Genomic DNA, 25,545 nt, shown 5'->3' with positions numbered 1-25,545 from the left:
GCAAGACATCATTTTTCAGACAAAGCGTAGACGTTTTCGCCTTCCGACTTGATGTACACACGGTTGACGTCACCGCCGTACCAGCCTTGAAAATCCCATACAACGGTATCCAGGCCTTTATCAGGCATGCTGTATTCAAGCCTGTCGAACAGCGCCATGCCCATGTTGTGTTCCTGCATGGGCGAGGGCCAACTCTCTGGAGCGTCGTAGCCGTCATCGGCGTTGGCCGTTGCCGTGGTGACCACCATGAACGCCGCGCTGGCAGCGGTCAGGAAATGCTTGGTCTGCATGAAAGCCTCCTCAAGAAACCTGAACAACGCGGAACATGCCGGCATCCATGTGGTAAAGCAGATGACAATGGAAGGCCCAACTGCCTTCGGCATCCGCCGTGATCAGCGCCGAAACCCGCTCGCCAGGCTTCACGTTCAGGGTGTGCTTGCGTGGAATCAGCTCGCCTTGACCGTTTTCCAGCTCCATCCACATGCCATGCAGGTGAACGGGGTGCTCCATCATGGTGTCATTAATCAGGATCAGGCGTAGGCGCTCATTCTTTTCGAAGTGAATGGGGCCTGAGACTTCGCTGAACTTCTTGCCGTCGAACGACCACATGTAGCGCTCCATGTTGCCGGTGAGGTGAAGCTCCAGCTCACGGCCGGGTTCGCGGCGGTCGGGCCAGGGCGTGAAAGATTTCAGGTCGCGGTAAACCAGCACGCGGCGCTCATCGGGATCAATGCCAATGCCGGGCTGGCCAAAGCGCGACCCCGGCTGTGCTTCACCAGCAGCCAGCATGCCGTTCTCCCGGATTTTGGCCTGTTCACTCTCCATGCCCTGCATTTCACTATCAGACATGCCTGAGTGATCCATGCCCTTCATATCGCCGTGGTCCATGCCCTCCATATTGCCGTGGTCCATGCCCTCCATCCCACTCGCGGACATGTTGGAATGATCCATACCGTCCATGTGGACGCTCATAGCCTCCATGCCGCGGTCGGCAATCTGGCGGCGCTCAGGGATCTTCGCCTGCATACCTTCGCGTGGGGCCAACGTGGCGCGGGCGTAGCCGCTACGGTCCATGGATTCGGCGAAAATCGTATACGCCTGATCGTCTTCGGGTGACACCAGAACGTCGTAAGTCTCGGCAACGCCAATAAGGAATTCATCCACGGGCACAGGTTGAACCGGCTGGCCGTCGGCGGCCACCACGGTCATTTTGAGGCCAGGGATGCGAACGTCGAAGTAGGACATCGCCGAGCCGTTAATCACCCGCAACCGCACGCGCTCACCCGCCTTTGCGTGATCGCGTACGCCGCTTCGCGTTTCAGACGCTCGCCCAGGAAGTCCTTGGCCAGGCTTTCCAGAAACACGCCGTGCAACAGCCACGTCAGGCCGACCACGAGCAACGCGACGCCCCCTAGCCAGGTCAGCAGACGCACCCGCAAGCTGCGTCGGTCAACGTGAAACAAAGATATAACCTTGGCCGCGGCGAGTCTGGATGACCGACTTGCCCAGGTAGCGACGCAGGCGTGCCACGTAAACCTCGACCAGGTTGGGGGCGGCGGCGTCTTGCTCCAGGGCGTAGAGTTGCTCCAGCAAGCGTTCCTTGGAGTGTATGCGGTCTGGGTGATGCATCAGGTAGCGCAGCAGCCGATACTCGGTGGCGGTCAACGAGCGCCATGCCGCGCCTGCACTGCAGACTCGCTGGCCCGCTTCATCCAGCGACACGCCATTCAGCGTGACGACTTGGGAGACTTGCCCGGACCGCCGGCGCAACAGGGCCTTCAGGCGCGCCATCAGTTCGGCTTCGTGGAAGGGTTTGGTGAGATAGTCATCGGCCCCGGCCTCCAGGCCGACCACTTTGTCTTCCCAGGTATCGCGCGCAGTGAGTATCAGAATCGGCATGGTGCGCTTTTGCTTGCGCCATTGCACCAGCAGATCCAGTCCCGAGCCATCGGGCAGGCCCAGGTCCACGATGGCGAGCACGTATTCTTCGGTGGCCATGAAAGACGCAGCCGCCTGGACAGAGGCGGCCACATCGACCAGGTAACCGTTGTCTTTCAGACTCTCCGCCAGGCTTTCCGCCAGCAGGTCATCGTCTTCCAACAGCAACAGTTTCATCGCGCTACGTCACAGGTTGATATCGCCATACATGCCGGATTCGTAATGCCCTGGAATGTTGCAGGCATATTCGAGGTGCTCGACACCGGTGGGTGCCGTCCACACCAGTGTTCTGGTTTCCCCCGCGCCGATGGTAACCGACGGCATCCGTCCGCCGTGCTCGCCTTCCGCCATGTCATGACCGCCGTGACCGCCGTGACCACCGTCGCCGTGGCTGCCCATCTCTTGCATCATTTCGCGGTGGGCTTCCTGGGCGGATTCGTCACCGATCACGAACTCATGCTCGATGCTACCGGTATTGGTGATCTCGAACTTGACGGTCTCGCCCGGGGCAATGTTCATTTCCTCGGGATCGAACCACATATCGCCAGCTTCAACGCTGATCGTACGTTCCACTTCGGCATTGCCGTTCGCCCCGTGGCCGCCCTCGTGCTCGCCTTCGGCCCAGGCTGTTACGGTCATGCCGCTCATGATGGCAAGCGTCAATGTCAGGGATGTCTTCTTCATACTCGGTACCTCATCGCGTGCAAGTATCAAACTACTGACTGGGCATTTATAAGATACCAGCCTGAAACGAGCCTGAACCCTTTGATGAGTCATGTCTGGTCGGCCTTGCGTCTTCCCCCGCCAGTTGACCGATCCATGGGTATTTTCCTGGCGGACGGCATGGCACGCTTGACATGAAGGCAAACCATAGGTTGTAAGCTTGAAAAGGCTATTCAACATCACACTACCATCAAGAGGCCCCTATGAATGCCGACTGCTTCGCATTAATGGGTTCCATGGGGTGGCTAGGCTGGCTCATGCCCCTCACACTTTTATTACTCGTCGGGTTGAGCATTGCCTCGCTTACCAAATATCTATTCCACCGCTCTTAGTGGTTGTCAACGCCACCCAATCAGGAAAACACCATGAAAGGAACTTCGCTCTCGTTATGGATCTCGGGCGTGTTGTTGCTGGGCACCTCAGCGGCCCAGGCAGCCCTGCCCGATGAAGCGACAATTTACAAGGATCCACAGTGTGGTTGCTGTGATGGCTACGTGCGCCATCTGGAAGAACAGGGCGTCAACGTCACCAACGTGCATGACGCCGAGCTGGGTAAAATCAAGCAACAAGCGGGCATCCCCCATGGCCTGGGCTCATGCCACACTATTGCAATGGGGGGGTACTGGATCGAGGGCCACGTGCCGATGGAGGCCGTAAAGGCACTGTTCGAAGAACGGCCCGAGGTGGACGGCATCGGATTGGCGGGAATGCCGACGGGGACACCGGGCATGCCCGGCGAACAAAGCGCACCTTACGATATCTACTCGTTCAGCGATCAAGAACATGCACCATTCATGACGCTGGAACCATAACCGACCTGGCCTGGCGAGTCATGCCCGCCAGGCCACGGCAGCCGGCTTCCCTCAGGTGTTCGCTTTCCCCACCATGCGCTTTAGCGTGCCGTCTCGACGGATCAGATGGTGAAACAGCACCATGAACACGTGTCCCATCACCAGTGCCGTCAGCACATAGGCAAACAGGCCATGGAGCGCCTGAGCCGCTTCCGCCAGCGGGGTGTCGAGCCCCTTGGTCACCAGATGACCGAAAAGTTGCACGCCGTAGCCTTGCAGCAAACCGCTCAACGGTACCATGAGCAGGACCACATAGAGGAAGACATGCCCCAGCAGTGCCGCTTTGCTCTGATGCGGCGGCCGGTGGCGCATTTGGCGGCAAAGCCAGAGCAGGCGTACCACGACAAGCGCCAACACCGTCACGCCAATCGTCATGTGCCATGGCTGCACGTATTGGCTCAGCCAATTGCCCGGTTGCCAGCGACTCATGTAGACACTGGTGAGTTGCAGCGTGACCAGCAGAGCGGTTGCCCAGTGCAGCAAGCGGCTAATCGCGCCGTAGCGTTCACGTGAATCCGTCATGGCCATTGGCGTTTCCTCCTCCTGGTTTCTTGTTCTTGTCTCCATGATCCATAAAAGAAGGCAAATGGCTCGGCCGCGCGCAACGTACCGCGGCTGAACGGCAGCGCAGTACCGTCGAGACCTTGGGGTAGCATGGCATAAGCCTCTCCCGGTTCAGGAACACGGCAGGTTATACGCCATGAAACTGAAACGACGCTTAATAAATACGCCATCACGGACGCTCGATACCATGTGGCGAGTCACGGGGAGGTGGGAAGCGGGAAGCGGGAAGTGGGGAGTGCCTGGGTGTCGCCTGCCATCCGGACAGGCGACACACATGACCATCGCTTAGTGCTTCGCCTTGTGCACCGCGCGCCAGTGGTGCAGCAACGGCTCGGTGTAGCCGGAGGGCTGCTCGCGTCCCTTGAAGATCAAATCCGAGGCGGCCTGGAAGGCGGTGGAGTCCGTCAAGTGCGAAGTCATCGGCGTATAGCCGGGGTCGCCGGCATTCTGTTCGTCCACGACCTTGGCCATGCGCTCCAGCGTCTCGCGCACCTGCGCTTCATCCACGATGCCGTGGTGCAGCCAGTTGGCGATGTGCTGGCTGGAGATACGCAGCGTGGCACGGTCTTCCATCAGCCCGACATCGTGGATATCCGGCACCTTGGAACAGCCGACGCCATGTTCGACCCAACGCACCACGTAGCCGAGAATGCCCTGGCAGTTGTTGTCGAGTTCCTGCTGGATCTCTTCGGCGCTCCAGGCGGCCTTGGGATCGACCGGCACGGTCAGCAGGTCGTCGAGCAGGTCGGTTTCGCCCTGATCTTCCAGGTCGCGCTGAATGGCGTCCACATCGATCTGGTGATAATGCAGCGCATGCAGCGCCGCCGCCGTCGGTGACGGCACCCAGGCAGTGTTGGCGCCGGCCTTCGGATGCCCCACTTTCTGCTCGAGCATCGCCGCCATCAGATCCGGCATTGCCCACATGCCTTTGCCGATCTGGGCCCTTCCGCGCAGCCCGCAGGCCAGCCCGATTTGTACGTTGCTGCGCTCATAGGCGGCGATCCACTTGCTGCCTTTCATGTCGCCCTTGCGCAGCATCGGTCCCGCGTTCATGGCGGTATGCATCTCGTCGCCGGTACGATCGAGGAAGCCGGTATTGATGAAGGCGACCCGCGAGGAGGCCGCGTCGATGCAGGCCTTGAGGTTGACGGAGGTGCGGCGCTCCTCGTCCATGATGCCCATCTTCAACGTGTTCGCAGGCAGCCCGAGCAGTTGCTCGACACGCCCGAAAAGCTCGTCGGCAAAGGCGACTTCCTTGGGGCCGTGCATCTTGGGCTTGACGATATAGAGCGATCCGGCACGCGAGTTGCCACGCTCCTGCTTCAGATCATGCAGGCCGATCAGCGAGGTCATCACCGCATCCAGAATGCCCTCGGGAATCTCGCTGCCCTCGCCATCGAGAATGGCCGGCGTGGTCATCAGGTGGCCGACGTTGCGCACGAACATCAGCGAGCGGCCCGGCAGCGTCAGCGAGCCACCATCCGGCAGGGTATAGTCGCGATCCGGATTGAGACGCCGGGTCACGGTCTTGCCGCCTTTCTCGAAGCGCTCCTCGAGATCGCCCTTCATCAGGCCGAGCCAGTTGCGATAGACCAACGTCTTGTCTTCGGCGTCGACGGCGGCGACGGAGTCCTCGCAATCCATGATCGTGGTGACCGCCGCCTCGACCAGCAGATCCTTCACGTGCGCCGGATCCGTCTTGCCGATCGGATGCTCGGCATCGAACTGGATCTCGAGATGCAGGCCATGGTTGGAGAGCAGGATCGCCTCGGGCGATGCCGCGTCGCCGCGGAAGCCGACGAACTGGCCGGGATTCTTCAGGCCGGTGTCGCGCCCGCCTTCGAGCGTGACCGACAGCCGGTTGTCGCGAACGGCATAGCCAACCGCTTCCCGATGCGACCCGGTAGCCAGCGGTGCCGCCATATCGAGCACGTTGCGCGCGTAGCCGATCACTTTGGCGCCCCGCTTGGGGTTGTAGTCACTGCCCTTCTCGGCGCCATCGGCCTCGCTGATCACGTCGGTGCCGTAGAGCGCATCGTAGAGGCTGCCCCAACGCGCATTGGCCGCGTTGAGCGCATAACGCGCGTTATTGACCGGCACCACCAGCTGCGGCCCGGCCTGGCGCGCGATCTCGGCATCGACGTTGGTCGTGGTGGCCTGCACGTTGGCCGGCGCCTCGACCAGATAACCGATCTCCTTCAGGAAGGCGCGGTAGGCCGACATGTCCTTGATCTCGCCCGGATTGGCCCGGTGCCATTCATCGAGCCTGGCCTGGAGGCGATCGCGCTCGGCCAGCAGTTCCCGGTTGCGGGGGGCCAGATCGTGAACCAGCGCATCGAAGCCGGCCCAGAACGCCTCGGCCTCGACGCCGGTGCCCGGCAGGACTTCGTCGATGATGAAGCGTTCGAGCTCGGCGGCTACCTGTAGCCGGTGATGAGTGGTACGTTTTGTCGTATCGGATGTCATGTCAGCCTCCAGATCGGCGGTCGCTCGGGCCACGGCTATCTACTTGCAATGCCATCGATCCCGAAAAAGCGTTTGTGGAAAATATTTCCATAACCGTTCGACATCATAATCAGCCCGGCGGGCGTTGTCTCCTTCGACCTTCGTTACCACCATCGTTACCCACCAGCCCGCCTAGGGCCTGTCATGGTCTAGACAGCACACGGCGAGTAGCATAGAAGGACCAGGAGACACACGCATGCTCGACTTTTCGCCACTGAAGGCCGTTGGCACCGTCCGCCATATCGAAGCGCCCGCCGATTCGCCGCTGGCGAGCTATCTCGACCACTACCGGCTGGCGGCACTACTGCAAGCCGATGACGATATCCGGCTCCATGCCGGTTTTCTGCAGGCCGAGGGAGAGGGAGGCCGAACCTTCGAACTGTGGACCCAGGTATGGGCCCCGCCCGCGCCTCGCGGAACGATCTTCGTGGTTCACGGTTACTTCGATCATCTCGGTCTTTATGGCCATCTGCTCGAGCGCCTGCTGGCACAGAACTGGCAGGTCGTGATGTGGGATCTGCCCGGACACGGGCTCTCCAGCGGCGCCCGAGCGACCATCGATGACTTTACCGATTACGTGAAGTGCTTCAACCACATCGAACGGCAGATAGCGGATTTGTCTCTCGCCCCGGGGCCGTGGCTGGCGATCGGACAGAGCACCGGCGCCTCGATCGTGGCCACCGATGCGCTGGCTCGCGGCGAACAGGCGCCCTGGCAAGGCCTGGTACTGCTGGCGCCGCTGGTCCGCCCCTGGGGCTGGAACCAGTCGCGCTGGCTCCACCGTATCGCCAGCCCCTTCGTGGATACCATTCCCCGCAAGTATCGCGCCAACACCACCAACCTCGATTTCGCCGATTTCCTGCGTCTTCACGACCCGCTACAGGACGATCATCTGGCCTTGACCTGGGTCACCGCCATGCGCCGCTGGATGCCGACACTGCTCAAGCGCCCGCCCAGCGGGCTGCCCGTGCTGATTCTGCAGGGGGAACAGGATCTGACCGTCGACTGGAGCTGGAACCTGAAGGCACTGCGCAGGAAGTTTCCGCAGGCCCAGGTGGTGCGCCACCCTGAGGCTCGACATCACCTGGTCAACGAGGCGGAGCCGATTCGCCGCGTCCTGTTCGCGGCGCTCGACGACTTCCTGACGCGCTTCGCCGCGACGCACCCACCCGCTCCCCTGACCAAGCCGGTGCCATGAAATCACTGTTCGACACGCTCCTGCTCGGCGCGCTGCTGGTCATGCTTCCCGTCATATTAGGCGGCTGCGCGGGACTGGCTCCGGGCCCGCCGGACGCTCGCGAAGCGCTGCAGGGGCTGGCGGACAACGCGGCGCACGGATTGCTCGAGGCTCCGCCCTGGGCGCCCGCCGACCCTGCTGCCGTCACGATCCTGCTGCAGCCGGCGGAGGTCGACGCCACCTTGCCGATCACGCCCGACGCGCTCAATGAAGCGTTGGCACGCGGGCTGCTGAGCCAGGAAAATTCCCCCCATGTCCTGGACTGGATGCCCGCCTCGATGTCGCGGAGCAGCAGCGAACAGTGGCTGCTGCAGGCTCGTCTGAGCGCCGAGGCACCGCCACTGCGCTTGAGCGACCGCGTCCTGCAACCCTATCGGCTGCAGTTCGACCTTTCCCGGCCGGGAGACGAGCGCTCCCACTGGCAGTGGCAAGCCAGCGGTGCGGTGGATCTCGATGCGCTGCCGGAGACCGAACCCATGCCGGCACCGTGAGCCTCGCCGGCAATCACCCGCTATCCTTGTCCGCCATCGCCAACTGTTACTCTCAACCACGACCGCCATTCACATCGCCAACGTCATCACCGAGATGCCCATGTCACGCTTTGCTCGTCACCTCGTCGACCAGGACGGCCCCCACAACCCGTTCCCCGGGCTGCAGGCGCTGGAACGCCGCCTAGGTCATTCACTCCCCCACCGCATCGGCTCCAATGAGGGGCTCGACATGCCCCACCGCGCACTGACGGCGCGATTCGGCAGCGAGTTCGCCGATCTCGCCCGCACCTACGGCGACGCCGAAGCGTGGCAGGTTCGCCGGCTGCTGGCCGAAAGCCTGACGCTGCCGGAAGATGCCCTGCTGGTGGACGCAGGCGCGGACAGTCTGATGGCGCTGACGCTGCGCGCCCTGTGCGAACCGGGCGACACGGTCATCACCAGCGCGGGTACCTACCCGACCTGGAGCTACTTCGTGCGCGGGCAGGGCTGCCGTCAGGTGGAAGTCGAGTATGCCGCCGGCCCAAAATATCTGGCGCCGGATCTCGGCGCGCTGGCGGCCGCGGCCAACCGCGAGAACGCCCGCGTCGTCTATCTCGCCAACCCGGACAACCCAAGCGGCCACCTCCACAGCGACGCCGACGTGCTGGCGCTGCGCGAGAGTCTTCCCGACGACTGCACGCTGGTGCTGGACGAGGCCTACCATGACTTCCGCGACGATGCGTGGTCGCCGGCCGCCAGCGCGGTATGGCCCGGCGTGATCCGGCTCCGTACCTTCTCCAAGGCTCATGGGCTCGCCGGCCTGCGCGTCGGTTATGCCATCGCCACGCCGGAAACCCACGCCATGCTGTCGAAGGTGAGGATTCACTACGCCGTGTCGTCGCTGGCGCTGGCGGCCGCGGAGACCGTGCTGATGCATCCCGACGAAACTCGCGAGCACGTGGCGGCGGTCGTGAACCGGCGCGAGGCGCTGAGCCAGTGGCTGCGCGACTGCAGCGCCGAAGTGCTGCCCAGCACGACCAATTTCGTCGCGCTGCGACTGAACGATGCCGAACAGGCCAAGAGGGTTCACCAGCGGCTACTGACGGAGGGCACGCTGATTCATCGGCCGGCACACCCGGCATTGGGTCACGTGCTGCGTATCAGCGCGCTCGATGACGCGCTGGTGCCAGGAAGACTCGAGACGCTGGCCTCGGCGCTGCCAGACGGGATTTGAGCAGCCCGGATCAGGCGCGCGTGGGGTCGTTGGCCTTCAACATGCGATCCAGCTGGCGATAGCCGATCGCCTCCATCAGTTGCGCCTTGCCGACTCGCGCTTCACCGCCGAGGTCGGCCAGGGTCAAGGCCACGCGCAGCACGCGATGGTAGGCCCGAGCCGAGAGGTTGAGGCGGTCCAGCACGCTGGCGAACCACTGACGTTCATCCGAGGATAGCGCGCATGCCGCTTCCAGCTCGGGGCCCGGCAGATGGGCATTGAGTGATCCTCGCGCCTGCTGGCGCTCGCGGGCGGCAAGCACCCGCTCCATCACGCTGGCGGAAGACTCGCCGGGCGTCTGGTCGGTGAGCTGCGTCGCGGGTAGCGCCGGCACTTCGACCTGCAGATCGATGCGATCCAGCAGCGGCCCGGATAGCCGCGACTGGTAGCGCTGGATCTGCGCCGGGCTGCAGTGGCAGCGCTGACGCGGATCCCCGAGATGGCCGCAGGGGCACGGGTTCATCGCGGCAACGAGCTGGAATCGGGCCGGAAAGCGGCGCTGGTGATTAGCGCGCGAGATCAGGATCTGGGCGGATTCCATCGGCTCCCGCAGGACCTCCAGCACATGGCGGTCGAACTCCGGCAGTTCGTCCAGGAACAACACGCCCTGGTGCGCCAGCGATATTTCGCCGGGCCGCGGCCGTGAACCCCCGCCCACCAGTGCGACACTGCTCGAGGTGTGGTGCGGGTTGCGAAACGGCCGCTGCCCCCAGCGCTCCATGATCGGCAGACCGCAGACCGAGCGCACGGCCGCGACCTCGAGCGATTCGTCCTGGGTCAGTGGCGGCAGGATGCCGGCCAGGCGGCTCGCCAGCATGGTCTTGCCGGTGCCTGGAGGCCCCGCCAGCAGCAGGTTGTGGCCACCCGCCGCCGCGACTTCCAGCGCGCGGCGCGCCTGATGCTGGCCTTTGACGTCCGCCATGTCGGGCTGCGCCACGCGAGCGCGAACTGGCGCGCCAAATTGGTGCGGGGTGAGTTTCTCGCGACCCAGCAGGTGACTGACCACGTCGAGGAGATGCCCTGCCGCAAAGACTTCGACGCCATCGGCCAGCGCGGCTTCGTCGGCATTGGCGTGCGGAACGATAAGGCCGCGGCTCGCCCGGCGCGCTGCCAGCGCCGTGGGCAGAACACCGGTAACGGGACGTAGCGCCCCGTCCAGCGCCAGTTCGCCGACGACTTCGAGTTTCTCGGCCGCTTCGACAGGGACCTGGCCCGATGCCATCAGGATGCCAAGTGCAATGGGCAGGTCGAAACGCCCGCCATCCTTGGGCAAGTCCGCAGGCGCCAGGTTGAGCGTGATACGGCGGGAGGGGAATTCGAACCCGGCATTGATGAGCGCACTGCGAACCCGCTCGCGACTCTCCTTGACCGCCGTCTCCGGCAGCCCGACCAGCGTCAGCCCCGGCAGGCCGTTACTGAGATGCACTTCGATCAGGACTTCCGGGGCCTCGAGCCCGAGGCTGGCGCGAGCGCGCACGATGGCAAGGGTCATGTCGTCTCCCAGGTCGGCACCTGGGCTGTCGCCGCAGGCCAATAGCATGCCAGAGCGGCATGCCCTTCAGCCTATACAACTACATTCTGTTACCCGCTATCGCAACTGTTTGTAACTAAAGGAAGCGGCTATTCCGCAATATAGATTTCAGCGGGTCCGCCCCCAAAGGCAAATCCCCGACCGGGACTCGACCGCGATCAGGGCTTCGTGCCATCCGCGCTGCCATCCACGTCATCGGCGGGCGGCGCATGGGGCTCGATCTTGGGCTGGGACGCCTGCTCGCTCTGGAGCGTGTTTTCCAGCGCGGCGACCTGCTCCTCCAGCGCCTCGACGCGCTCCCGCGTGCGCTGCAGGACTTCCATCATGATGTCGAAATCTTCCCGGGAGACGATTTCCATGCGCTCCAGCGCCCCGCGCAACACGCCCTGCACGTTACGCTGAATATCCCCCGGCGCCTGAGACGCGCCATGCAACCTGTCACCCAGTTGTCTGGTCAAGCGTTCGAATCGATCCTGTGCCGACATGACGTTCTCTCCTTGCTGCCTGGTGCGTTGATAACCCGGACCTTGATGATAGTGCCTCGAGATAGAGCCTTGAGATAGCCTCGATGGCTGGCCATTCAGCATACGCAAAGTCGCGCCATCTCGCTTGCGCATAAAAGGTGCAGACGCAAAACCCGAATGCATTTCTTTGGTGCATTTGCCCGGAACGCTAGTGACGAATCGACACGTCGCCTCGCCGAACCCTTACTCAAGTCATTGATTTTGAAACAACCTGGTGCGAGTGGCATGTGTCCTGCCTGTAACCTGAAGGCGCAAGCCGACTACGGGAGAGATAAGGGATGAAACTCATCACCGCCATCATTAAACCCTTCAAGCTCGACGATGTGCGTGAAGCACTGGCCGACAACGGCGTGCAGGGCATCACCGTCACAGAAGTGAAAGGGTTTGGTCGTCAGAAAGGCCATACCGAGCTGTACCGCGGCGCGGAGTATGTCGTCGACTTCCTGCCGAAGGTGAAGGTCGAAGTCGCTGTCGAAGACGATCGTGTCGATGGTGTGCTGGATTCGATCCGCAATGCCGCCAACAGCGGCAAGATCGGCGACGGCAAGTTGTTCGTCACGCCACTCGAAGATGTGATCCGGATTCGCACCGGGGAACGCGGGGCCGACGCCGTTTGACGGCGCGGAACGAGGAGACAAAAGAATGAATGATCAAGTAGTTCAACTTTCCTATGCGCTCGACACCTTCTACTTTCTGGTGACGGGTGCTCTGGTGATGTGGATGGCGGCCGGTTTCGCCATGCTCGAGGCGGGTCTGGTACGCGCCAAGAACACCACCGAAATCCTGACCAAGAACGTTGTCCTCTACGCCATTGCCTGCACCATGTATCTGCTGGTCGGCTACCACATCATGTACTCCAGCGAGAGCGGCGGTTTCTTCCCGAACCTCGGCTTCCTGATCGGTGCAGAAAACAGCGTCGACGATGTGATGTCCAGCGGTGGCGATGTCTACTACTCTGCGCGTTCCGATTTCTTCTTCCAGGTCGTCTTCGTCGCTACGGCCATGTCGATCGTTTCCGGTGCCGTTGCCGAGCGCATGAAGCTGTGGGCGTTCATGCTCTTTGCCGTCGTCATGACCGGCTTCATCTACCCCATCCAGGGCTACTGGAAGTGGGGCGGCGGTTTCCTCGACGCAGCCGGTTTCCAGGATTTCGCCGGTTCCGGCGTCGTCCACCTGTGTGGCGCGACTGCCGCTCTGGCCGGGGTTCTGCTGCTGGGCGCACGCAAGGGCAAGTACGGCAAGAACGGCGCGATCTACGCCATCCCGGGCGCCAACCTGCCGCTGGCCACGCTGGGTACCTTCATTCTGTGGCTGGGCTGGTTCGGCTTCAACGGTGGCTCCGAGCTGATGGTTTCCAATGTCGATGAAGCCAACGCCGTCGCTCAGGTCTTCGTCAATACCAATGCAGCCGCAGCCGGTGGTGTCATCGCCGCGATCATCCTGGCCAAGCTCTGGTTCCGCAAGGCGGACCTGACCATGGCATTGAACGGTGCCCTGGCCGGCCTGGTCGCCATCACTGCCGAGCCGCTGGCCCCGACCGCTTTCGGCGCCACGCTGATCGGCGCAGTGGGCGGCCTGCTCGTGGTCATCGCCATCGTGACCCTCGACAAGGTCAAGGTCGACGACCCGGTCGGTGCGATCTCCGTCCACGGTGTGGTTGGCATCTGGGGCTTGATCGCCGTTCCCCTCTCCAACGGTGACGCCACCTTCGGTGCACAGCTGCTGGGTATCGTGACCATCTTCGCCTGGACCTTCATCGCCAGCCTGATCGTTTGGGGCATCATCAAGGCGGTCATGGGCATCCGGGTCTCCGAAGAGGAAGAATACGAAGGCGTCGACATCGCGGAATGCGGTATGGAAGCCTATCCTGAATTCAACGTCGGCAAGAAGTGAGCCGATACACCGAGTGAGCTGGCGTGCTCCCCTGGCCCCCTTCGGGGGGCCTTTTTTAATTCCCGCGATTGGCGGTGTATGCTTAAACTAGCAATCGTCGAGTATTCATAACGGCTACTCAAAGACTTGAGCGCACATCATCCGCCTATCGCACGCGAGGAGAACTTCCATGAAACTGGTTACCGCCATTATCAAACCGTTCAAGCTGGACGACGTGCGTGAGTCTCTATCCGAGATCGGCGTACAAGGCGTTACCGTGACCGAGGTCAAGGGTTTCGGGCGTCAGAAAGGTCACACCGAGCTCTACCGTGGTGCCGAGTACGTGGTCGATTTTCTCCCCAAGATCAAGCTCGAAGTCGCCGTCGACGACAACATGAGCGACCAGGTGATCGACGCCATCACCAAGGTGGCCAACACCGGCAAGATCGGCGATGGCAAGATCTTCGTCTCTCCGCTGGAGCAGGTGATCCGGATTCGGACGGGCGAGACCGGCAAGGACGCGGTCTGAAAACTGGCTGCGCTCGGTCATACGGCGTTAAAAATCAGCTTAAAATGCTCATTTACATCTCGTAAACTCCGCTTTTGCGCTGATTTTTGCCTTGTCTGACCATTCGCTCGCCGACTTTTCAAACTCAAACTTGCCTCGAAATCAGCCCGAAAAAAACCGCCTCCACGGTCCTGCCGTGGAGGCGGTTTTTATTTCCGCTTCAAGCTTACGTCATCACCCGCTCGGCGAGTCGGATCACTTCTCGACCTTATTTTTCAACAAAGGCGCGCTCGATGACGTAATCCCCCGGCTCGCCCATGCGCGGCGAGATGGCGAAACCCAGTTCGTCGAGCAGCCCGCTGGTTTCCTCGAGCATCGCCGGGCTGCCGCAGATCATGGCCCGATCCTGCTTCGGATCCAGCGGCGGCAATCCGGTATCCTCGAACAGCTTGCCGCTGCGGATATGGTCGGTCAGACGCCCCGTGGTGTGGAACTCTTCGCGAGTCACCGTCGGGTAGTAGACCAGCTTCTCACGGATCTCGTCACCCAGGTATTCATGCGCCGGCAGCTCCTTGGAGATGAAATCGGCATAGGCCAGCTCGCTGACGGTCCGCACGCCATGGATCAACACGACCTTCTCGAAGCGTTCGTAGACTTCGGGATCCTGGATCAGGCTCATGAAAGGGGCAAGGCCCGTACCCGTGGAGAGCATATACAGGTTGCGCCCCGGCAGCAGATCGTCGCAGACCAGCGTGCCGGTGGGCTTGCGGCTGACCATGATCTGATCGCCGACCTTGAGATGCTGCAGACGCGACGTCAACGGGCCGTCCTGCACCTTGATGCTAAAGAACTCGAGATGATCTTCGTAGTTGGGGCTGGCAACAGAGTAGGCACGCACCAGCGGCTTGCTGTCGACTTCCAGGCCGATCATGACGAACTGACCATTCTTGAACCGCAGGCTACGCTCGCGCGTCGTCCGGAAGCTGAACAGCGTATCGTTCCAGTGATGAACGCTCAGCACCTCTTCCAAGGCAAACTTGCTCATGACCCGCTCCTTAATCTCTTAACACGGACAGTAATAACGAAAAAGAATAAACTGGTTTCAGAATAGATAGATTAAGTATAAGAAAAGGCCGGTATTCTGTTAAGTGGGTTATTTGGATAACCTATATCCATAAAATCGATAACGGACGCTCCCCATGCGCTATACCCTGCGTCAACTCGAGGTTTTCGTGGCGATCGCCCAGCACCAGAGCGTTTCCCGGGCCGCTCGGGTATTGTCGATGTCGCAATCGGCGACAAGCACGGCACTGGCGGAGCTGGAGCGTCAGTTCGACTGCCAGTTGCTGGATCGCCTCGGCAAGCGCCTCAAGCTGAACGCGCTGGGTTTTCAGCTACTGCCCAAGGCGGTCGCCTTGCTGGATCGGGGAGAAGAGATCGAAGAGCTGCTGCAGGGCCAGAGCGGCATCGGCTCGCTGGAGGTAGGCGCCACGCTGACGATCGGCAACTATCTGGCGACGCTGCTGATCAGCGACTTCATGCAGCGCTATCCGGAAAGCCGGGTCAGGCTGCAGGTTCGCAATACCGCCTCCATCGTCGAACGCATCGCCTTGCATGAGCTGGATCTCGGTCTGATCGAGGGCGACTGCCAGCATGACGATATCGTCATCCAACCCTGGATCGAGGACGACCTGACCGTGTTCTGCTCGCCTCGGCATCCGCTGGCCAGCGAAGGCACCGCCGATGTCGAAAGGCTGCTGCGCGAAGCCTGGATCATGCGCGAGGTGGGCTCCGGCACGCGCCGCACGCTGGAACACGCCATGCGGCATCGGCGCGGACGTTTCAATATTCTGCTGGAACTGGAGCATACCGAAGGAATAAAACGCGCCGTGGAATCGGGTCTGGGAATCGGCTGCGTATCGCGCCTGGCGCTGAGAGACGCCTTCCGCCGGGGAAGCCTGGTGCCGATCGCGACGCCCGAGCTGGACCTGACGCGCCGGTTCGCGTTCATCTGGCATCGTCAGAAGTACCTGACGACCGGCATGCGGGAATTCCTGCGGCTGTGTCGGGAGATGACCGCCGGTATTCAGCGCAGCGATCAGATCGACTTGCCGCCGATTCCCTGAATCGGCGGCAGGCCACGAAAGAACGCCTCATGACCAGCCCAGCCTCTGGGCAATCTCCTCTTCGCTGGCTTTCGAGAGATCCTTGTCGATCGTCTGGGTCACGCACTTCATCGTCGTCTTGTCGAGCTTATCGCGCAGATGGCCGAGAAACCTGGGCTCGGCAATCAAGATGATCTCGTCCGCCTTGCCCTGGGTCCGGGCGTCGCGCAGATAGGTTGCAACTTCCTTGGCGAAGAACTCGGCTTCCTTCTCCGAAGTCGCCTGGTCATTGCCGGTATGACGCTGGCTGGCGCCAGGGCCGGAGAACGCCTCGCCTTGACCACCGGTTCGCAGATCGCCGGCATGCAAACGCCCCTCGGGATGCGTCAGCGTATGCACTTCGTGCAGTACTCTCGCTTCGCGGGCGAAGATACGGGCGCGTGACGCATCGGCGGCCACGACATAAGTCTTTTCCATGATCGATTCTCCTGTTCCGTGGATCGTGATCCCAGCTTGGTAGAGATTTCTCCATCGCTCAACCTGCATTGCTCAACCTTGATGACCACGCCGAAACGACGACGCCCCGTGGAAAGCGGGGCGCCGTCGACATCGTCGGGACTCGACCGATCGTTATGCGGGCGGGATCCACGCGATCATATCCACTTCGACATCGGCACCACCGGCCAGCCCCGTGACGCCGACGCAGGTACGCGTCGGCAGCGGGTCATCGAAGTAACTCGCGTAGACGCCATTCACTTCCTCGAAGTGCCCCATGTTGGTGATGAAGACTCGGCTCTGGACCACGTGCTCGAAGCCGCTGCCCACGGCATCCAGCACGATAGCCAGATTCTGCATCACCCGATGCGTCTGCTCCGTGAACGTGCCCAGCAGCATTTCGTTGGTTTCCGGCACGGTCGGCATCTGACCGGTGATGAAGACCAGGTTGCCGACCTTGCAGGCGTGGGAGAACGGTGCGATCGGCTGCGGCGCGCCGTCGACGAAGAGCTTTTCGATACCCATCTCGATGACCTCCCTCAATGACCCAGGATCTGGCTGAGGAACAATTGGGTACGTTCCGAGCGCGGATTGTTGAAGAACTCGGTGGGCGGCGCTTCCTCGATGATCTGGCCCTGGTCCATGAAGATCACTCGGTCGGCCACGGTCTTGGCGAAGCCCATCTCGTGGGTCACGCAGAGCATGGTCATGCCTTCATGGGCCAGCTCGATCATGACGTCGAGCACTTCCTTGATCATCTCCGGGTCGAGCGCCGACGTCGGCTCGTCGAACAGCATCACCTCGGGGCGCATGCAGAGCGCGCGGGCGATCGCCACGCGCTGCTGCTGGCCGCCGGATAGCTGGCCGGGGTATTTCTGCGCCTGATCGGCGATCTGCACCCGCTCGAGATACTCCATCGCGGTCTTCTCCGCCTCGGCCCGTGGCTTCTTCTGCACCCAGATCTGGGACAGACAGCAGTTCTCCAACACGGTGATATGCGGGAACAGGTTGAAGTGCTGGAAGACCATGCCGACATTGCGGCGAATCTGCTCGATCCGCTTGACGTCGTTGGTCATCGGCACCCCGTTGACCACGATCGAGCCCTGCTGGTGCTCTTCCAGGTGATTGATGCAACGGATCATCGTCGACTTGCCGGAACCGGAAGGCCCGCAGATGACGATGCGTTCGCCCTTGGTCACGGTCAGGTTGATGTCGCGCAGCACATGGAAGTTGCCATACCACTTGTTGAGATGATCGATCTCGATCATCGGTCGGTCGCTGCCGGGCTCGGTTGTCGGAGACGCTGTCACTTCGCTCATGGCAATGATTTCCTGATCACGATCTTGTTGTGTGAGGGCATGAATGCGGAGACGTTCATCGCTCTCATCGTTTATGTCCGGTATTCAGACGACGCTCGATGTACTGGCTGTAGCGGGACATGCTGAAACAGAAGACCCAGTAGACCGCCGCCGCGAACACGTAGCCCTCGGTGGAGAAGCCGAGCCAGTTCGAGTCGGTCAGCCCCGCGCGGATGATCGCCAGCATGTCGAACAGGCCGATGATCAATACCAGGGAGGTGTCCTTGAACAGGGCAATGAAGGTGTTGACGATGCCCGGGATGACCATCTTGAGCGCCTGCGGCAGGATGATGAGTCCCGTTCGCTGCCAGTAGCCCAATCCCAGCGCCTGCCCGGCCTCGTTCTGCCCCTTGCCGATCGCCTGCAGCCCACTGCGAATCACCTCCGCCATGTAGGCACTCCAGAAGAACATGATGCCGATCAAGGCTCGCACCAGCTTGTCGAAATCGATGTTACCCGGCACGAACAGCGGCAGCATGACCGAAGCCATGAACAGCACCGTGATCAAAGGCACGCCACGCCAGAACTCGATGAAGATCACGCAGACGCCCTTGACGAAAGGCATCTTCGAGCGCCGCCCCAGCGCCAGGATGATACCCAGCGGTAGCGATCCCACTATGCCTACGACCGCGATCGTCAGCGTCAGCATCAGCCCGCCCCAGGCGCGAGTAGGCACGTGCTGGAGACCGAACATGCCGCCTACCAGCAGGACGAAGGCGATGATCGGAAAGCCGATCAACGTGAACAGCGCGACCCACTTCTTGCGTGGCATTTTCGGGATCGCCAGCCACGCGACCAGGATCGCCAGCAGCGCAAAGACGATATCGACCCGCCAGCGCGCCGCTTCTGGATAGAAGCCATAGACGATGGATTCGAAGCGCGCCGAGATGAACACCCAGCAAGCCCCCTCGCCGGTACAGGCATCACGCGTGGTACCGATCCAGTCGGCGTCGATCACCGCCCATTCGAGGAACGGCCAGACCAATCGCGCCAGTAGCAATATGACCACGATCGAGATGATGCTGTTGATCGGCCCGTTGAACAGATTGGCACGGAACCAGCCGATCACGCCCCGGCTCTGGTCCGGCGCCTCGCGCGCCTCGATCATTTCGGTGCGGAAGGTAGAGTCAGTCATCTCAACGCTCCTTCAGCAGCGTGCGCGCATTGTAGAGGTTCATCAAAAACGACACCGTCAGGCTGATGACCAGATAGACCGCCATGGTCATGGCGATGATCTCGATCGCCTGTCCGGTCTGGTTGAGCGTAGTGCCGGCAAAGACGGCCACCAGATCCGGGTAGCCGATGGCCGTGGCCAGAGACGAGTTCTTGATCAGGTTGAGATACTGGCTGGTCATCTGCGGAACGATGACGCGCATCGCCTGCGGAATGACGATCTTGCGCAGGGTGATGGCCTCCGGCAGGCTCAGCGAGCGCGCCGCTTCGGTCTGGCCATGAGAGACCGACAGAATGCCCGAGCGCACGATCTCGGCGATGAACGCCGCCGTGTAGATCGACAGTGCCAGCCACAGCGCCAGCAGCTCCGGCAGAATATTGATGCCACCACGGAAGTTGAAGCCGGCCATTTCCGGCAGCGCCCACTCGAGCGGCGATCCGGTGGCCAGGAATACGATCAGCGGCAAACCGATGATGATGGCCGCACCGATCCAGTAGACGGGCAGCGCTTGCCCAGTGCGCGCCTGACGCCGCTTGGCGAGCAGCCCGAACACGATCGCGGCGACGATGGCGACCAGCAACGCCCACGGCGTGGCAGAGAACCCGTCCAGCGGCTGAGGGTCGGGCATCACCATGCCACGCACGTTGAAGAAGAAGGCATCGAACAGCGACAGGCTCTGTCGCGGCGATGGCAGTGCCCGCAGCACGGCGTAATACCAGAACAGGATCTGAACCAGCAGCGGGATATTGCGGAAAGCCTCGACGTAGATGGTCGCCAGGCGCGCCAGCAGCCAATTGGGCGACAGGCGTGCGATACCGACCAGGAAACCGATGATCGTTGCCGCCACGATCCCCAGTGCCGATACCAGTAGCGTATTGAGCAGCCCGATGACGAACGTTTTGCCGTAGGTGCTATCGCTGGTGTAGTCGATCAGCGTCTGCGGAATCGAGAAGCCGGCGCGCCCGTCCAGAAATCCGAAGCCGGTGTGGATACCGCGGGCTTCGAGGTTGAGCAGCGTATTGTGAACCAGATAGCCGATAAAAATCGCCAGGGCCAGAAACAGCACGGCCTGGATAATCAAGGCACGAACGGCGGGATTTCGCCACAAAGGGCCCCGCCCCCGTCGCGGGAGGGTCGTGGATGGACGCAGCATGAGCTGTCTCTACTCGAGCGTTGAGAGGCACCGCGCCCCGGCGCTCAGACCGAAAGGGCGCGGTGTCGAGAGGACGATTTGACGCTTAGCGAACCGGCGGGGCGTACTGAATGCCGCCATCGTTCCACAGCGCGTTGATGCCGCGGTCGATCTTCAGCGGAGAGTCAGCGCCGACGTTGCGTGCGTAGATTTCACCGTAGTTGCCGACCTGCTTGACGATGTTGTAAGCCCAGGCATTGTCCAGCCCCAGTTGCTCGCCGTACTTGCCATCCTTGCCCAGCAGACGTGCCACGCCGGGATTCGGCGGGTTGTCGCGCATCTCATCGACATTGTCACTGGTCACGCCCAGTTCTTCGGCGTTGAGCATGGCGAACAGCGTCCATTTGGCGATGTCGAACCACTGATCGTCCCCTTGGCGCACGACCGGACCCAGCGGCTCCTTGGAAATACGCTCGGGCAGAATGGTGACGCTGTCCGGATCCTTGAGCTGCAGGCGCAGCGCCGCCAGTTGCGAGGAGTCGGAAGTCAGCACGTCGCAGCGGCCGCTATCGAAGCCCTGGGCGGTCTGGTCGGGCGTGTCGAACGTCACCAGTTGATAGTCGAGATTGTTGGCCGGGAAGTAGTCGGCGATGTTGAGCTCGTGAGTCGTGCCCGACTGGATGCAGATCGTTGCACCATTGAGCTCCTTGAGGCTACTCACACCGAGATCCTTCGAGACCATGAAAGCCTGGCCGTCGTAGAACGTCACGCCGGTGAAGTTCAGCCCCAGGGCGTTGTCCCGCATGGCTGTCCAGGTGGTGTTGCGTGATAGCACGTCCACCTCACCGGACTGCAGCGCCGTGAAACGCTCTTTGGCCGTCAGCGGGGTAAACGCGACCGATTCGGATTTGCCCAGTGTGGCAGCGGCCATCGCCCGGCAGAAATCGGCATCGATGCCGGTCCAGTGCCCGTCCTGATCCGGTGCAGAAAACCCGGTCAGGCCCGCGTTGACACCGCAGCGGAGAGTACCATTGCTCTTGACGTCATCCAGCGTGGCGGCCTGAACTTGCGTCACGGCCAATGTTCCCAGAGCGGCGATGGAGAGCAGGGACAAGCTTTTGTTCTTGTGGCGCATAATGAAATCAACTCCCTAGCGTTATCGTATAAGTGCATGCCGAGCATGCTCGTACGACAGTAGCAAAGTCCATTCCACATCTGTCTTATTGTGCTTAAAAGTCTATTTTGAATGTCTTTTCGAGGCGGATGCCCCGTCATGACGCCCGGCATCGACATCCCGGCGGCAATAAATTGTTTCAAAACAGTGCTCAAAAAACACAGACGCACCAAAAAGGTGCCTGAGTCGAAGCGCGAGTCAACGTGGCATACATTGGAGATGGGTTATCGATCTTTCCGGCCATTGTCCAGAACGGCTTTCGTCCAGACCGGCTATTGTCCAGACAGACGACGGCGCCGCTTCGACTTCCCGCGTTGAACCAGAGCCAGCAATAGCAGGCCCGCGCCAGCGCCTAGTGCATTCGCGAGAATATCGCCCCAGTCGCCGCCGTGACGCCCCGGCACCCGGACCTGCAGATATTCGATGCCGATACTGAAGGCGACTGTCACGCCACAGGCGACCGACCACCGGCAACCCGTGAGACGCAGACCTGCTGCCAGGCCAGCGTAGGCGACGAAGTGATTGAACTTGTCCCACGGCAGATGCTGCGGCAGGTCGGTAGCCGGGCTCAAGCTGCCCCAGGCGATCCCCGCCGCCCAGATCAACGTGACCAGCGCGCACCCTTTTTGCCATAGGCTCATGGGCATGGGCTCTCTCCTGGTTCGCTGTCTCGCCTGCCGGGGCATTCACTGCACCGAGGTCGAGGCTCAACTTTCATCGGCGAGATTGGGCGGCAAGCCGCAGCGCCGACAGAGTGCCGGCGTCAGCGATGTCAGCCAGCGCTCATGGCTCTCGAGACGGTCGGCGCCGAGGAAGGCCAATCGATGGCGGTGATCGCCGATGAATCGATAGGTGCGTTCACGCAACGCTCGCGGCACCCGGCGCAGCGCACTGATACGCTGCCACTCTCCCTGCAGTCGAGTCGCGAGGCGCCAGGCGGCATCGCTATTGCGGCTGAGTTCGCCATCGGCGATGTACCAGATGCTGTCGGTGCCCGAAAAGTCGATCTGAAAGTGCTCGCCCAGCCGGCGGGACACCGGGCTTTTCAGCCCGGCAATGCGCAGCCGGCTCTCGGGCCGCTCGTGCGCCAGCAGCCAGCGCACCGAACGCCGGCAGAACGGGCAGTCGGCATCGAACAGCAGCAGGCCGTCTCCGGTCTCGCTGCTGACAAGCTCATCGGTGGTAAGCGGGGCTGAGTTCATGCAAGGCGTCCATGAAAGCGGTGACATGGCCCGGGTCGGTGAACTGGCTGATGCCGTGTCCCAGGTTGAACACGTGGCCTTCGCCAGGCCCGAAGCTCTCGAGGATGCGCGCCACTTCTTCGCGAATCCGCTGCGGCGGCGCGAACAGCACGTTGGGATCGAGGTTGCCCTGCAGCGCGACCCGCTCGCCGACACGGCGCCGGGCATCGCTCAGCTCCGTGGTCCAGTCCAGGCCCACCGCGTCGCAGCCGCTGTCGGCGATCGACTCGAGCCACTGCCCGCCGTTCTTGGTGAACAGGATCACCGGCACGCGACGGCCATCATGCTCGCGAATCAGGCCATCCACGATGCGCTGCATGTAGGCCAGGGAGAACTCACGATAGGCCGGCGTCGATAGCGCCCCGCCCCAGGTATCGAAAATCTGCACGACCTGGGCGCCGGCGCGAATCTGGGCGTTGAGGTAGTCGGTGACGGCGGTTGCGAGAATACCCAGCAGCGCATGCAGGGTTTGCGGATCGCCGTAGAGCATCGCCTTGAGATGGCGGAAATCCTTGCTCGAGCCGCCTTCGACCATATAGGTCGCCAGCGTCCACGGGCTGCCGGAGAAGCCGATCAACGGCACGCGGCCATTGAGCTCGCGGCGAATCGTGCCGACGGCGTTCATGACGTAGTCGAGATCCCGCTCCGCATTCGGCGCGGTCAGCGTGGCGACGTCCGCGGCGGAGCGTACCGTCTTGCGGAACTTGGGACCTTCGCCGGTCTCGAAGTAGAGCCCGAGCCCCATGGCATCCGGAATGGTCAGGATGTCCGAAAACAGGATCGCCGCATCCAGCGGGTAGCGTTCGAGCGGCTGCAGCGTCACCTCGCAGGCCAGATCGGCGTTGCGACACAGATCCATGAAACTGCCGGCCTGGGCCCGGGTCTGGCGGTATTCCGGCAGGTAGCGGCCGGCCTGACGCATCATCCAGACCGGCGTGCGGTCCACCGGTTGACGAGCCAGCGCCCGCAGCAGGCGATCGTTGTGCAGCGTCTGCGGCTGGGTATCCTGGGAAAGTGTCATGGCAGCCTTCATAGTCGAGGGGGTTTAAGCAAGAGCCTCCGCATTGTAACGGATCGCCCGAACATGCAGTAAAACCTTCGGATGTCAAAATTGATGTCAGCTATCGGCACGATTTGCAGCCTTGTAACGGATCGACCGGCAAGCCTGTTATAATGCCGCCCCTTTAATTATCGGCGCCCTTGGCCACGCTTTTTGACTTCCGGGCCTCCGAGCGCCTTTCCACATCGCGAGGTCATCGTGACGATCCGCTTCATCGCCGCATCGCAACTGCCGACTCCCTGGGCGACGTTCATGCTGCACGGCTTCCAGGAAGAGTCCACCGGCAAGGAACACGTCGTGCTGACGCTCGGCGACATCACCACGCCTGAGCCGGTTCTCGCCCGGGTGCACTCGGAGTGCCTGACCGGCGATGCCCTGTTCTCGATGCGCTGCGACTGCGGCTACCAGCTGCAGGAAGCCCTCAAGCGGATCGCCGACGAAGGGCGCGGCGCGCTGCTCTATCTGCGCCAGGAAGGCCGGGGGATCGGCCTGCTCAACAAGATCCGCGCCTACGCGCTTCAGGATGACGGCGCCGATACCGTCGAGGCCAACGAACGGCTCGGGTTCGGCGCCGACCAGCGCCGCTACGATATCTGCGTGCCCATGCTCGAGCATCTCGGCATCCAGTCGCTGCGGTTGATGACCAACAACCCGCGCAAGGTCGAGGCCCTGAGCCAGGATGGCGTGACGATCCACGAGCGCCTGCCGATCACCACCGGTCGCAATCCGTTCAACGAGCACTACCTGACCACCAAGGTCGGCAAGCTCAATCACATGATGAATCTGGACGATTTCACCCCGGCCAGCGACGTCGACATCGAACGCGACGCCTGAATCTTCTCGCACCCTGCGCTCGCGGGCTTTTCTCGGCGTCAACTCGGCGTCAACTCGGCGTCATGATGAGCTTATAGACTGAACCCGGGCCGCAACGGCCTGTCCAATCGGACAGCGCCTTGCATCCTGCACGCCCTGATCGTCGAGGGGGTTCGAATATCATGTCAGACGTTCAACCGGATTACCCGACCCAACGATCGGCTCCCTCGGGCAGCCGGCCCAGCGCCGATGAATCCGGTGCAGAGTTCTCGAGACTCGAGGAGTGGCTGCACAGCATCAGCCACGGTATCGGCGCCGCCTTGAGCCTCGCCGGCATGATCGTGCTCATCGTGCTGGCCAGCATCGCCGCCCATGTCGATCCGTGGAAGATCGTCAGCGTTTCGCTCTATGGCAGTTGCCTGCTGCTGCTCTACACCGCCTCGACGCTCTATCACGGTTTCCGCCGCCAGCGTCTGAAGCGCGTGTTCCAGGCTTTCGACCACTGCGCCATCTACCTGCTGATCGCCGGCACCTATACGCCCTTTCTGCTGGTCAACCTGCGCGGCCCGATGGGCTGGGCGCTGTTCGCCGTCGTCTGGAGCCTCGCCCTCGGCGGCATTGCCCTGCGCCTGATCTGGCCGCATCGGTTCAGCGTGCTGCGGGTGTTCATCTATCTGATCATGGGCTGGCTGATCCTGATCGCCTCCGGCGATATGGCGGACCATCTGCCCGACACCGGTATCGCGCTGCTGGTCGCCGGCGGCATCACCTACACCGTGGGCGTGATCTTCTACGCCGTTCGCGCGATTCCCTTCCATCACGCCATCTGGCATCTGTTCGTGATCGGCGGCAGCGTCTGCCACTTCTTTGCCGTCTACACCGCCGTGCTGCCCTTTCAGGCCTGACGCCCGCGACGGCCGATTTCGACACGCGGATTGCCAAAGCGCCCGAGGCGGCTATGATCGTTAGCGGCTGGCAAGTGCCCCGCAGTGGAAAC

Annotated in this window: 29 protein-coding genes; 10 read left to right on the top strand and 19 right to left on the bottom strand. The window is 62.0% G+C overall.

Annotation, left to right across the window (positions count from 1 at the left end):
- Positions 1-8 precede the first annotated feature (8 nt).
- Genes CCD76_RS11610 through CCD76_RS11590 form a run of 5 tightly spaced genes read right to left on the bottom strand, consistent with a single transcriptional unit; the run spans position 9 to position 2,622 of the window.
- Positions 9-290, bottom strand: a complete 282-nt coding sequence (locus CCD76_RS11610; protein ID WP_143543278.1) for a copper resistance protein B — start codon at positions 288-290, stop codon at positions 9-11.
- 10 nt (positions 291-300) lie between these two features.
- Positions 301-1,275, bottom strand: a complete 975-nt coding sequence (locus tag CCD76_RS11605; RefSeq protein WP_256961284.1) for a multicopper oxidase domain-containing protein — start codon at positions 1,273-1,275, stop codon at positions 301-303.
- Positions 1,260-1,463, bottom strand: a complete 204-nt coding sequence (locus tag CCD76_RS11600) for a hypothetical protein (RefSeq protein ID WP_087719668.1) — start codon at positions 1,461-1,463, stop codon at positions 1,260-1,262. Before CCD76_RS11600 ends, CCD76_RS11605 begins: the two co-directional genes overlap by 16 nt.
- Positions 1,450-2,115, bottom strand: a complete 666-nt coding sequence (locus tag CCD76_RS11595) for a response regulator transcription factor (protein WP_087719667.1) — start codon at positions 2,113-2,115, stop codon at positions 1,450-1,452. The genes CCD76_RS11600 and CCD76_RS11595 overlap by 14 nt, the downstream gene beginning before the upstream one ends.
- Before the next feature lie 9 nt (positions 2,116-2,124).
- Complete coding sequence (locus CCD76_RS11590; protein WP_087719666.1) at positions 2,125-2,622, bottom strand: cupredoxin domain-containing protein; 498 nt, start codon at positions 2,620-2,622, stop codon at positions 2,125-2,127.
- Positions 2,623-3,026: 404 nt separating this feature from the next.
- Here CCD76_RS11590 and CCD76_RS11585 point away from each other — a divergent pair, with 404 nt between their 5' ends.
- Positions 3,027-3,473 carry a DUF411 domain-containing protein gene (locus CCD76_RS11585; protein WP_087719665.1) on the top strand — a complete coding sequence of 149 codons (447 nt, stop codon included), beginning with the start codon at positions 3,027-3,029 and terminating at the stop codon, positions 3,471-3,473.
- A gap of 51 nt (positions 3,474-3,524) precedes the next feature.
- Here CCD76_RS11585 and CCD76_RS11580 read toward each other — a convergent pair whose 3' ends face one another.
- On the bottom strand, positions 3,525-4,034 hold the full coding sequence (locus tag CCD76_RS11580) for a cytochrome b (RefSeq protein ID WP_179208907.1): 510 nt from the start codon (positions 4,032-4,034) through the stop codon (positions 3,525-3,527).
- Positions 4,035-4,361: 327 nt separating this feature from the next.
- Positions 4,362-6,542, bottom strand: a complete 2,181-nt coding sequence (locus CCD76_RS11575; protein ID WP_087719663.1) for a malate synthase G — start codon at positions 6,540-6,542, stop codon at positions 4,362-4,364.
- 235 nt (positions 6,543-6,777) lie between these two features.
- On the opposite strand from CCD76_RS11575, the gene CCD76_RS11570 reads away from it, so the two are divergent.
- From CCD76_RS11570 to CCD76_RS11560, 3 genes are all read left to right on the top strand, one after another.
- The gene (locus CCD76_RS11570) at positions 6,778-7,779 is read left to right on the top strand and encodes an alpha/beta hydrolase (protein WP_087719662.1); all 1,002 of its coding nucleotides are present in this window, start codon (positions 6,778-6,780) and stop codon (positions 7,777-7,779) included.
- Entirely contained in the window at positions 7,776-8,309 is a 534-nt protein-coding gene (locus CCD76_RS11565; protein WP_087719661.1) for a hypothetical protein, read from the top strand. The genes CCD76_RS11570 and CCD76_RS11565 overlap by 4 nt, the downstream gene beginning before the upstream one ends.
- Before the next feature lie 100 nt (positions 8,310-8,409).
- Positions 8,410-9,522, top strand: coding sequence for an aminotransferase class I/II-fold pyridoxal phosphate-dependent enzyme (locus CCD76_RS11560; RefSeq protein ID WP_087719660.1), 1,113 nt, complete (start codon positions 8,410-8,412; stop codon positions 9,520-9,522).
- A 10-nt stretch (positions 9,523-9,532) separates the two neighbouring features.
- Here the strand turns inward: CCD76_RS11560 and CCD76_RS11555 are convergent, their stop codons facing one another.
- Positions 9,533-11,053, bottom strand: coding sequence for a YifB family Mg chelatase-like AAA ATPase (locus CCD76_RS11555; RefSeq protein WP_087719659.1), 1,521 nt, complete (start codon positions 11,051-11,053; stop codon positions 9,533-9,535).
- 197 nt (positions 11,054-11,250) lie between these two features.
- Positions 11,251-11,577, bottom strand: coding sequence for an accessory factor UbiK family protein (locus CCD76_RS11550; RefSeq protein WP_087719658.1), 327 nt, complete (start codon positions 11,575-11,577; stop codon positions 11,251-11,253).
- A 317-nt stretch (positions 11,578-11,894) separates the two neighbouring features.
- Here CCD76_RS11550 and CCD76_RS11545 point away from each other — a divergent pair, with 317 nt between their 5' ends.
- From CCD76_RS11545 to glnK, 3 genes are all read left to right on the top strand, one after another.
- Positions 11,895-12,233 (top strand): P-II family nitrogen regulator, encoded by a 339-nt coding sequence (locus tag CCD76_RS11545; protein WP_071231037.1) that lies wholly within the window; start codon positions 11,895-11,897, stop codon positions 12,231-12,233.
- Between the two features lie 25 nt (positions 12,234-12,258).
- Entirely contained in the window at positions 12,259-13,509 is a 1,251-nt protein-coding gene (locus CCD76_RS11540) for an ammonium transporter (RefSeq protein ID WP_087719657.1), read from the top strand.
- A 169-nt stretch (positions 13,510-13,678) separates the two neighbouring features.
- Positions 13,679-14,017 (top strand): P-II family nitrogen regulator, encoded by a 339-nt coding sequence (gene glnK / locus CCD76_RS11535; RefSeq protein WP_087719656.1) that lies wholly within the window; start codon positions 13,679-13,681, stop codon positions 14,015-14,017.
- Positions 14,018-14,264: 247 nt separating this feature from the next.
- Here glnK and CCD76_RS11530 read toward each other — a convergent pair whose 3' ends face one another.
- A complete protein-coding gene (locus tag CCD76_RS11530) occupies positions 14,265-15,041 on the bottom strand; it encodes a ferredoxin--NADP reductase (RefSeq protein WP_087719655.1) in 777 nt (258 codons plus the stop codon).
- A gap of 154 nt (positions 15,042-15,195) precedes the next feature.
- Between CCD76_RS11530 and CCD76_RS11525 the strand changes: the two genes are divergently transcribed.
- On the top strand, positions 15,196-16,122 hold the full coding sequence (locus CCD76_RS11525; protein WP_087719654.1) for a LysR family transcriptional regulator: 927 nt from the start codon (positions 15,196-15,198) through the stop codon (positions 16,120-16,122).
- A 27-nt stretch (positions 16,123-16,149) separates the two neighbouring features.
- On the opposite strand, the gene CCD76_RS11520 is transcribed toward CCD76_RS11525, so the two are convergent.
- The 9 genes from CCD76_RS11520 to hemE all read right to left on the bottom strand — a co-directional run bounded on the left by CCD76_RS11520 (position 16,150) and on the right by hemE (position 23,696).
- The gene (locus tag CCD76_RS11520) at positions 16,150-16,578 is read right to left on the bottom strand and encodes a baeRF12 domain-containing protein (RefSeq protein ID WP_087719653.1); all 429 of its coding nucleotides are present in this window, start codon (positions 16,576-16,578) and stop codon (positions 16,150-16,152) included.
- A 153-nt stretch (positions 16,579-16,731) separates the two neighbouring features.
- On the bottom strand, positions 16,732-17,121 hold the full coding sequence (locus CCD76_RS11515) for a RidA family protein (protein WP_256961283.1): 390 nt from the start codon (positions 17,119-17,121) through the stop codon (positions 16,732-16,734).
- A gap of 14 nt (positions 17,122-17,135) precedes the next feature.
- Complete coding sequence (locus CCD76_RS11510) at positions 17,136-17,864, bottom strand: amino acid ABC transporter ATP-binding protein (protein ID WP_087719673.1); 729 nt, start codon at positions 17,862-17,864, stop codon at positions 17,136-17,138.
- 115 nt (positions 17,865-17,979) lie between these two features.
- Complete coding sequence (locus tag CCD76_RS11505; RefSeq protein ID WP_087719652.1) at positions 17,980-19,089, bottom strand: amino acid ABC transporter permease; 1,110 nt, start codon at positions 19,087-19,089, stop codon at positions 17,980-17,982.
- 1 nt (position 19,090) lies between these two features.
- Entirely contained in the window at positions 19,091-20,281 is a 1,191-nt protein-coding gene (locus CCD76_RS11500; protein ID WP_087719651.1) for an amino acid ABC transporter permease, read from the bottom strand.
- Positions 20,282-20,366: 85 nt separating this feature from the next.
- Entirely contained in the window at positions 20,367-21,395 is a 1,029-nt protein-coding gene (locus CCD76_RS11495; RefSeq protein WP_087719650.1) for an amino acid ABC transporter substrate-binding protein, read from the bottom strand.
- A gap of 311 nt (positions 21,396-21,706) precedes the next feature.
- Positions 21,707-22,075 carry a VanZ family protein gene (locus CCD76_RS11490; protein ID WP_256961282.1) on the bottom strand — a complete coding sequence of 123 codons (369 nt, stop codon included), beginning with the start codon at positions 22,073-22,075 and terminating at the stop codon, positions 21,707-21,709.
- Positions 22,076-22,141: 66 nt separating this feature from the next.
- On the bottom strand, positions 22,142-22,636 hold the full coding sequence (locus tag CCD76_RS11485; protein WP_179208906.1) for a thiol-disulfide oxidoreductase DCC family protein: 495 nt from the start codon (positions 22,634-22,636) through the stop codon (positions 22,142-22,144).
- Positions 22,608-23,696: a uroporphyrinogen decarboxylase gene (gene hemE, locus CCD76_RS11480; protein WP_087719648.1), complete on the bottom strand. Its 1,089-nt coding sequence runs from the start codon at positions 23,694-23,696 to the stop codon at positions 22,608-22,610. The genes CCD76_RS11485 and hemE overlap by 29 nt, the downstream gene beginning before the upstream one ends.
- Positions 23,697-23,933: 237 nt before the next feature.
- Between hemE and ribA the strand changes: the two genes are divergently transcribed.
- A complete protein-coding gene (gene ribA / locus CCD76_RS11475; protein ID WP_087719647.1) occupies positions 23,934-24,569 on the top strand; it encodes a GTP cyclohydrolase II in 636 nt (211 codons plus the stop codon).
- Positions 24,570-24,730: 161 nt separating this feature from the next.
- Positions 24,731-25,453, top strand: coding sequence for a PAQR family membrane homeostasis protein TrhA (trhA, locus tag CCD76_RS11470; RefSeq protein WP_087719646.1), 723 nt, complete (start codon positions 24,731-24,733; stop codon positions 25,451-25,453).
- Positions 25,454-25,545: the final 92 nt, after the last annotated feature.

This window comes from Salinicola salarius (assembly GCF_002179555.1).
Taxonomy (GTDB): Bacteria; Pseudomonadota; Gammaproteobacteria; order Pseudomonadales; family Halomonadaceae; genus Salinicola; species Salinicola salarius_A.
Note: the sequence above shows the minus strand (reverse complement) of the source record. Positions and strands in the feature narration are given on the sequence as shown.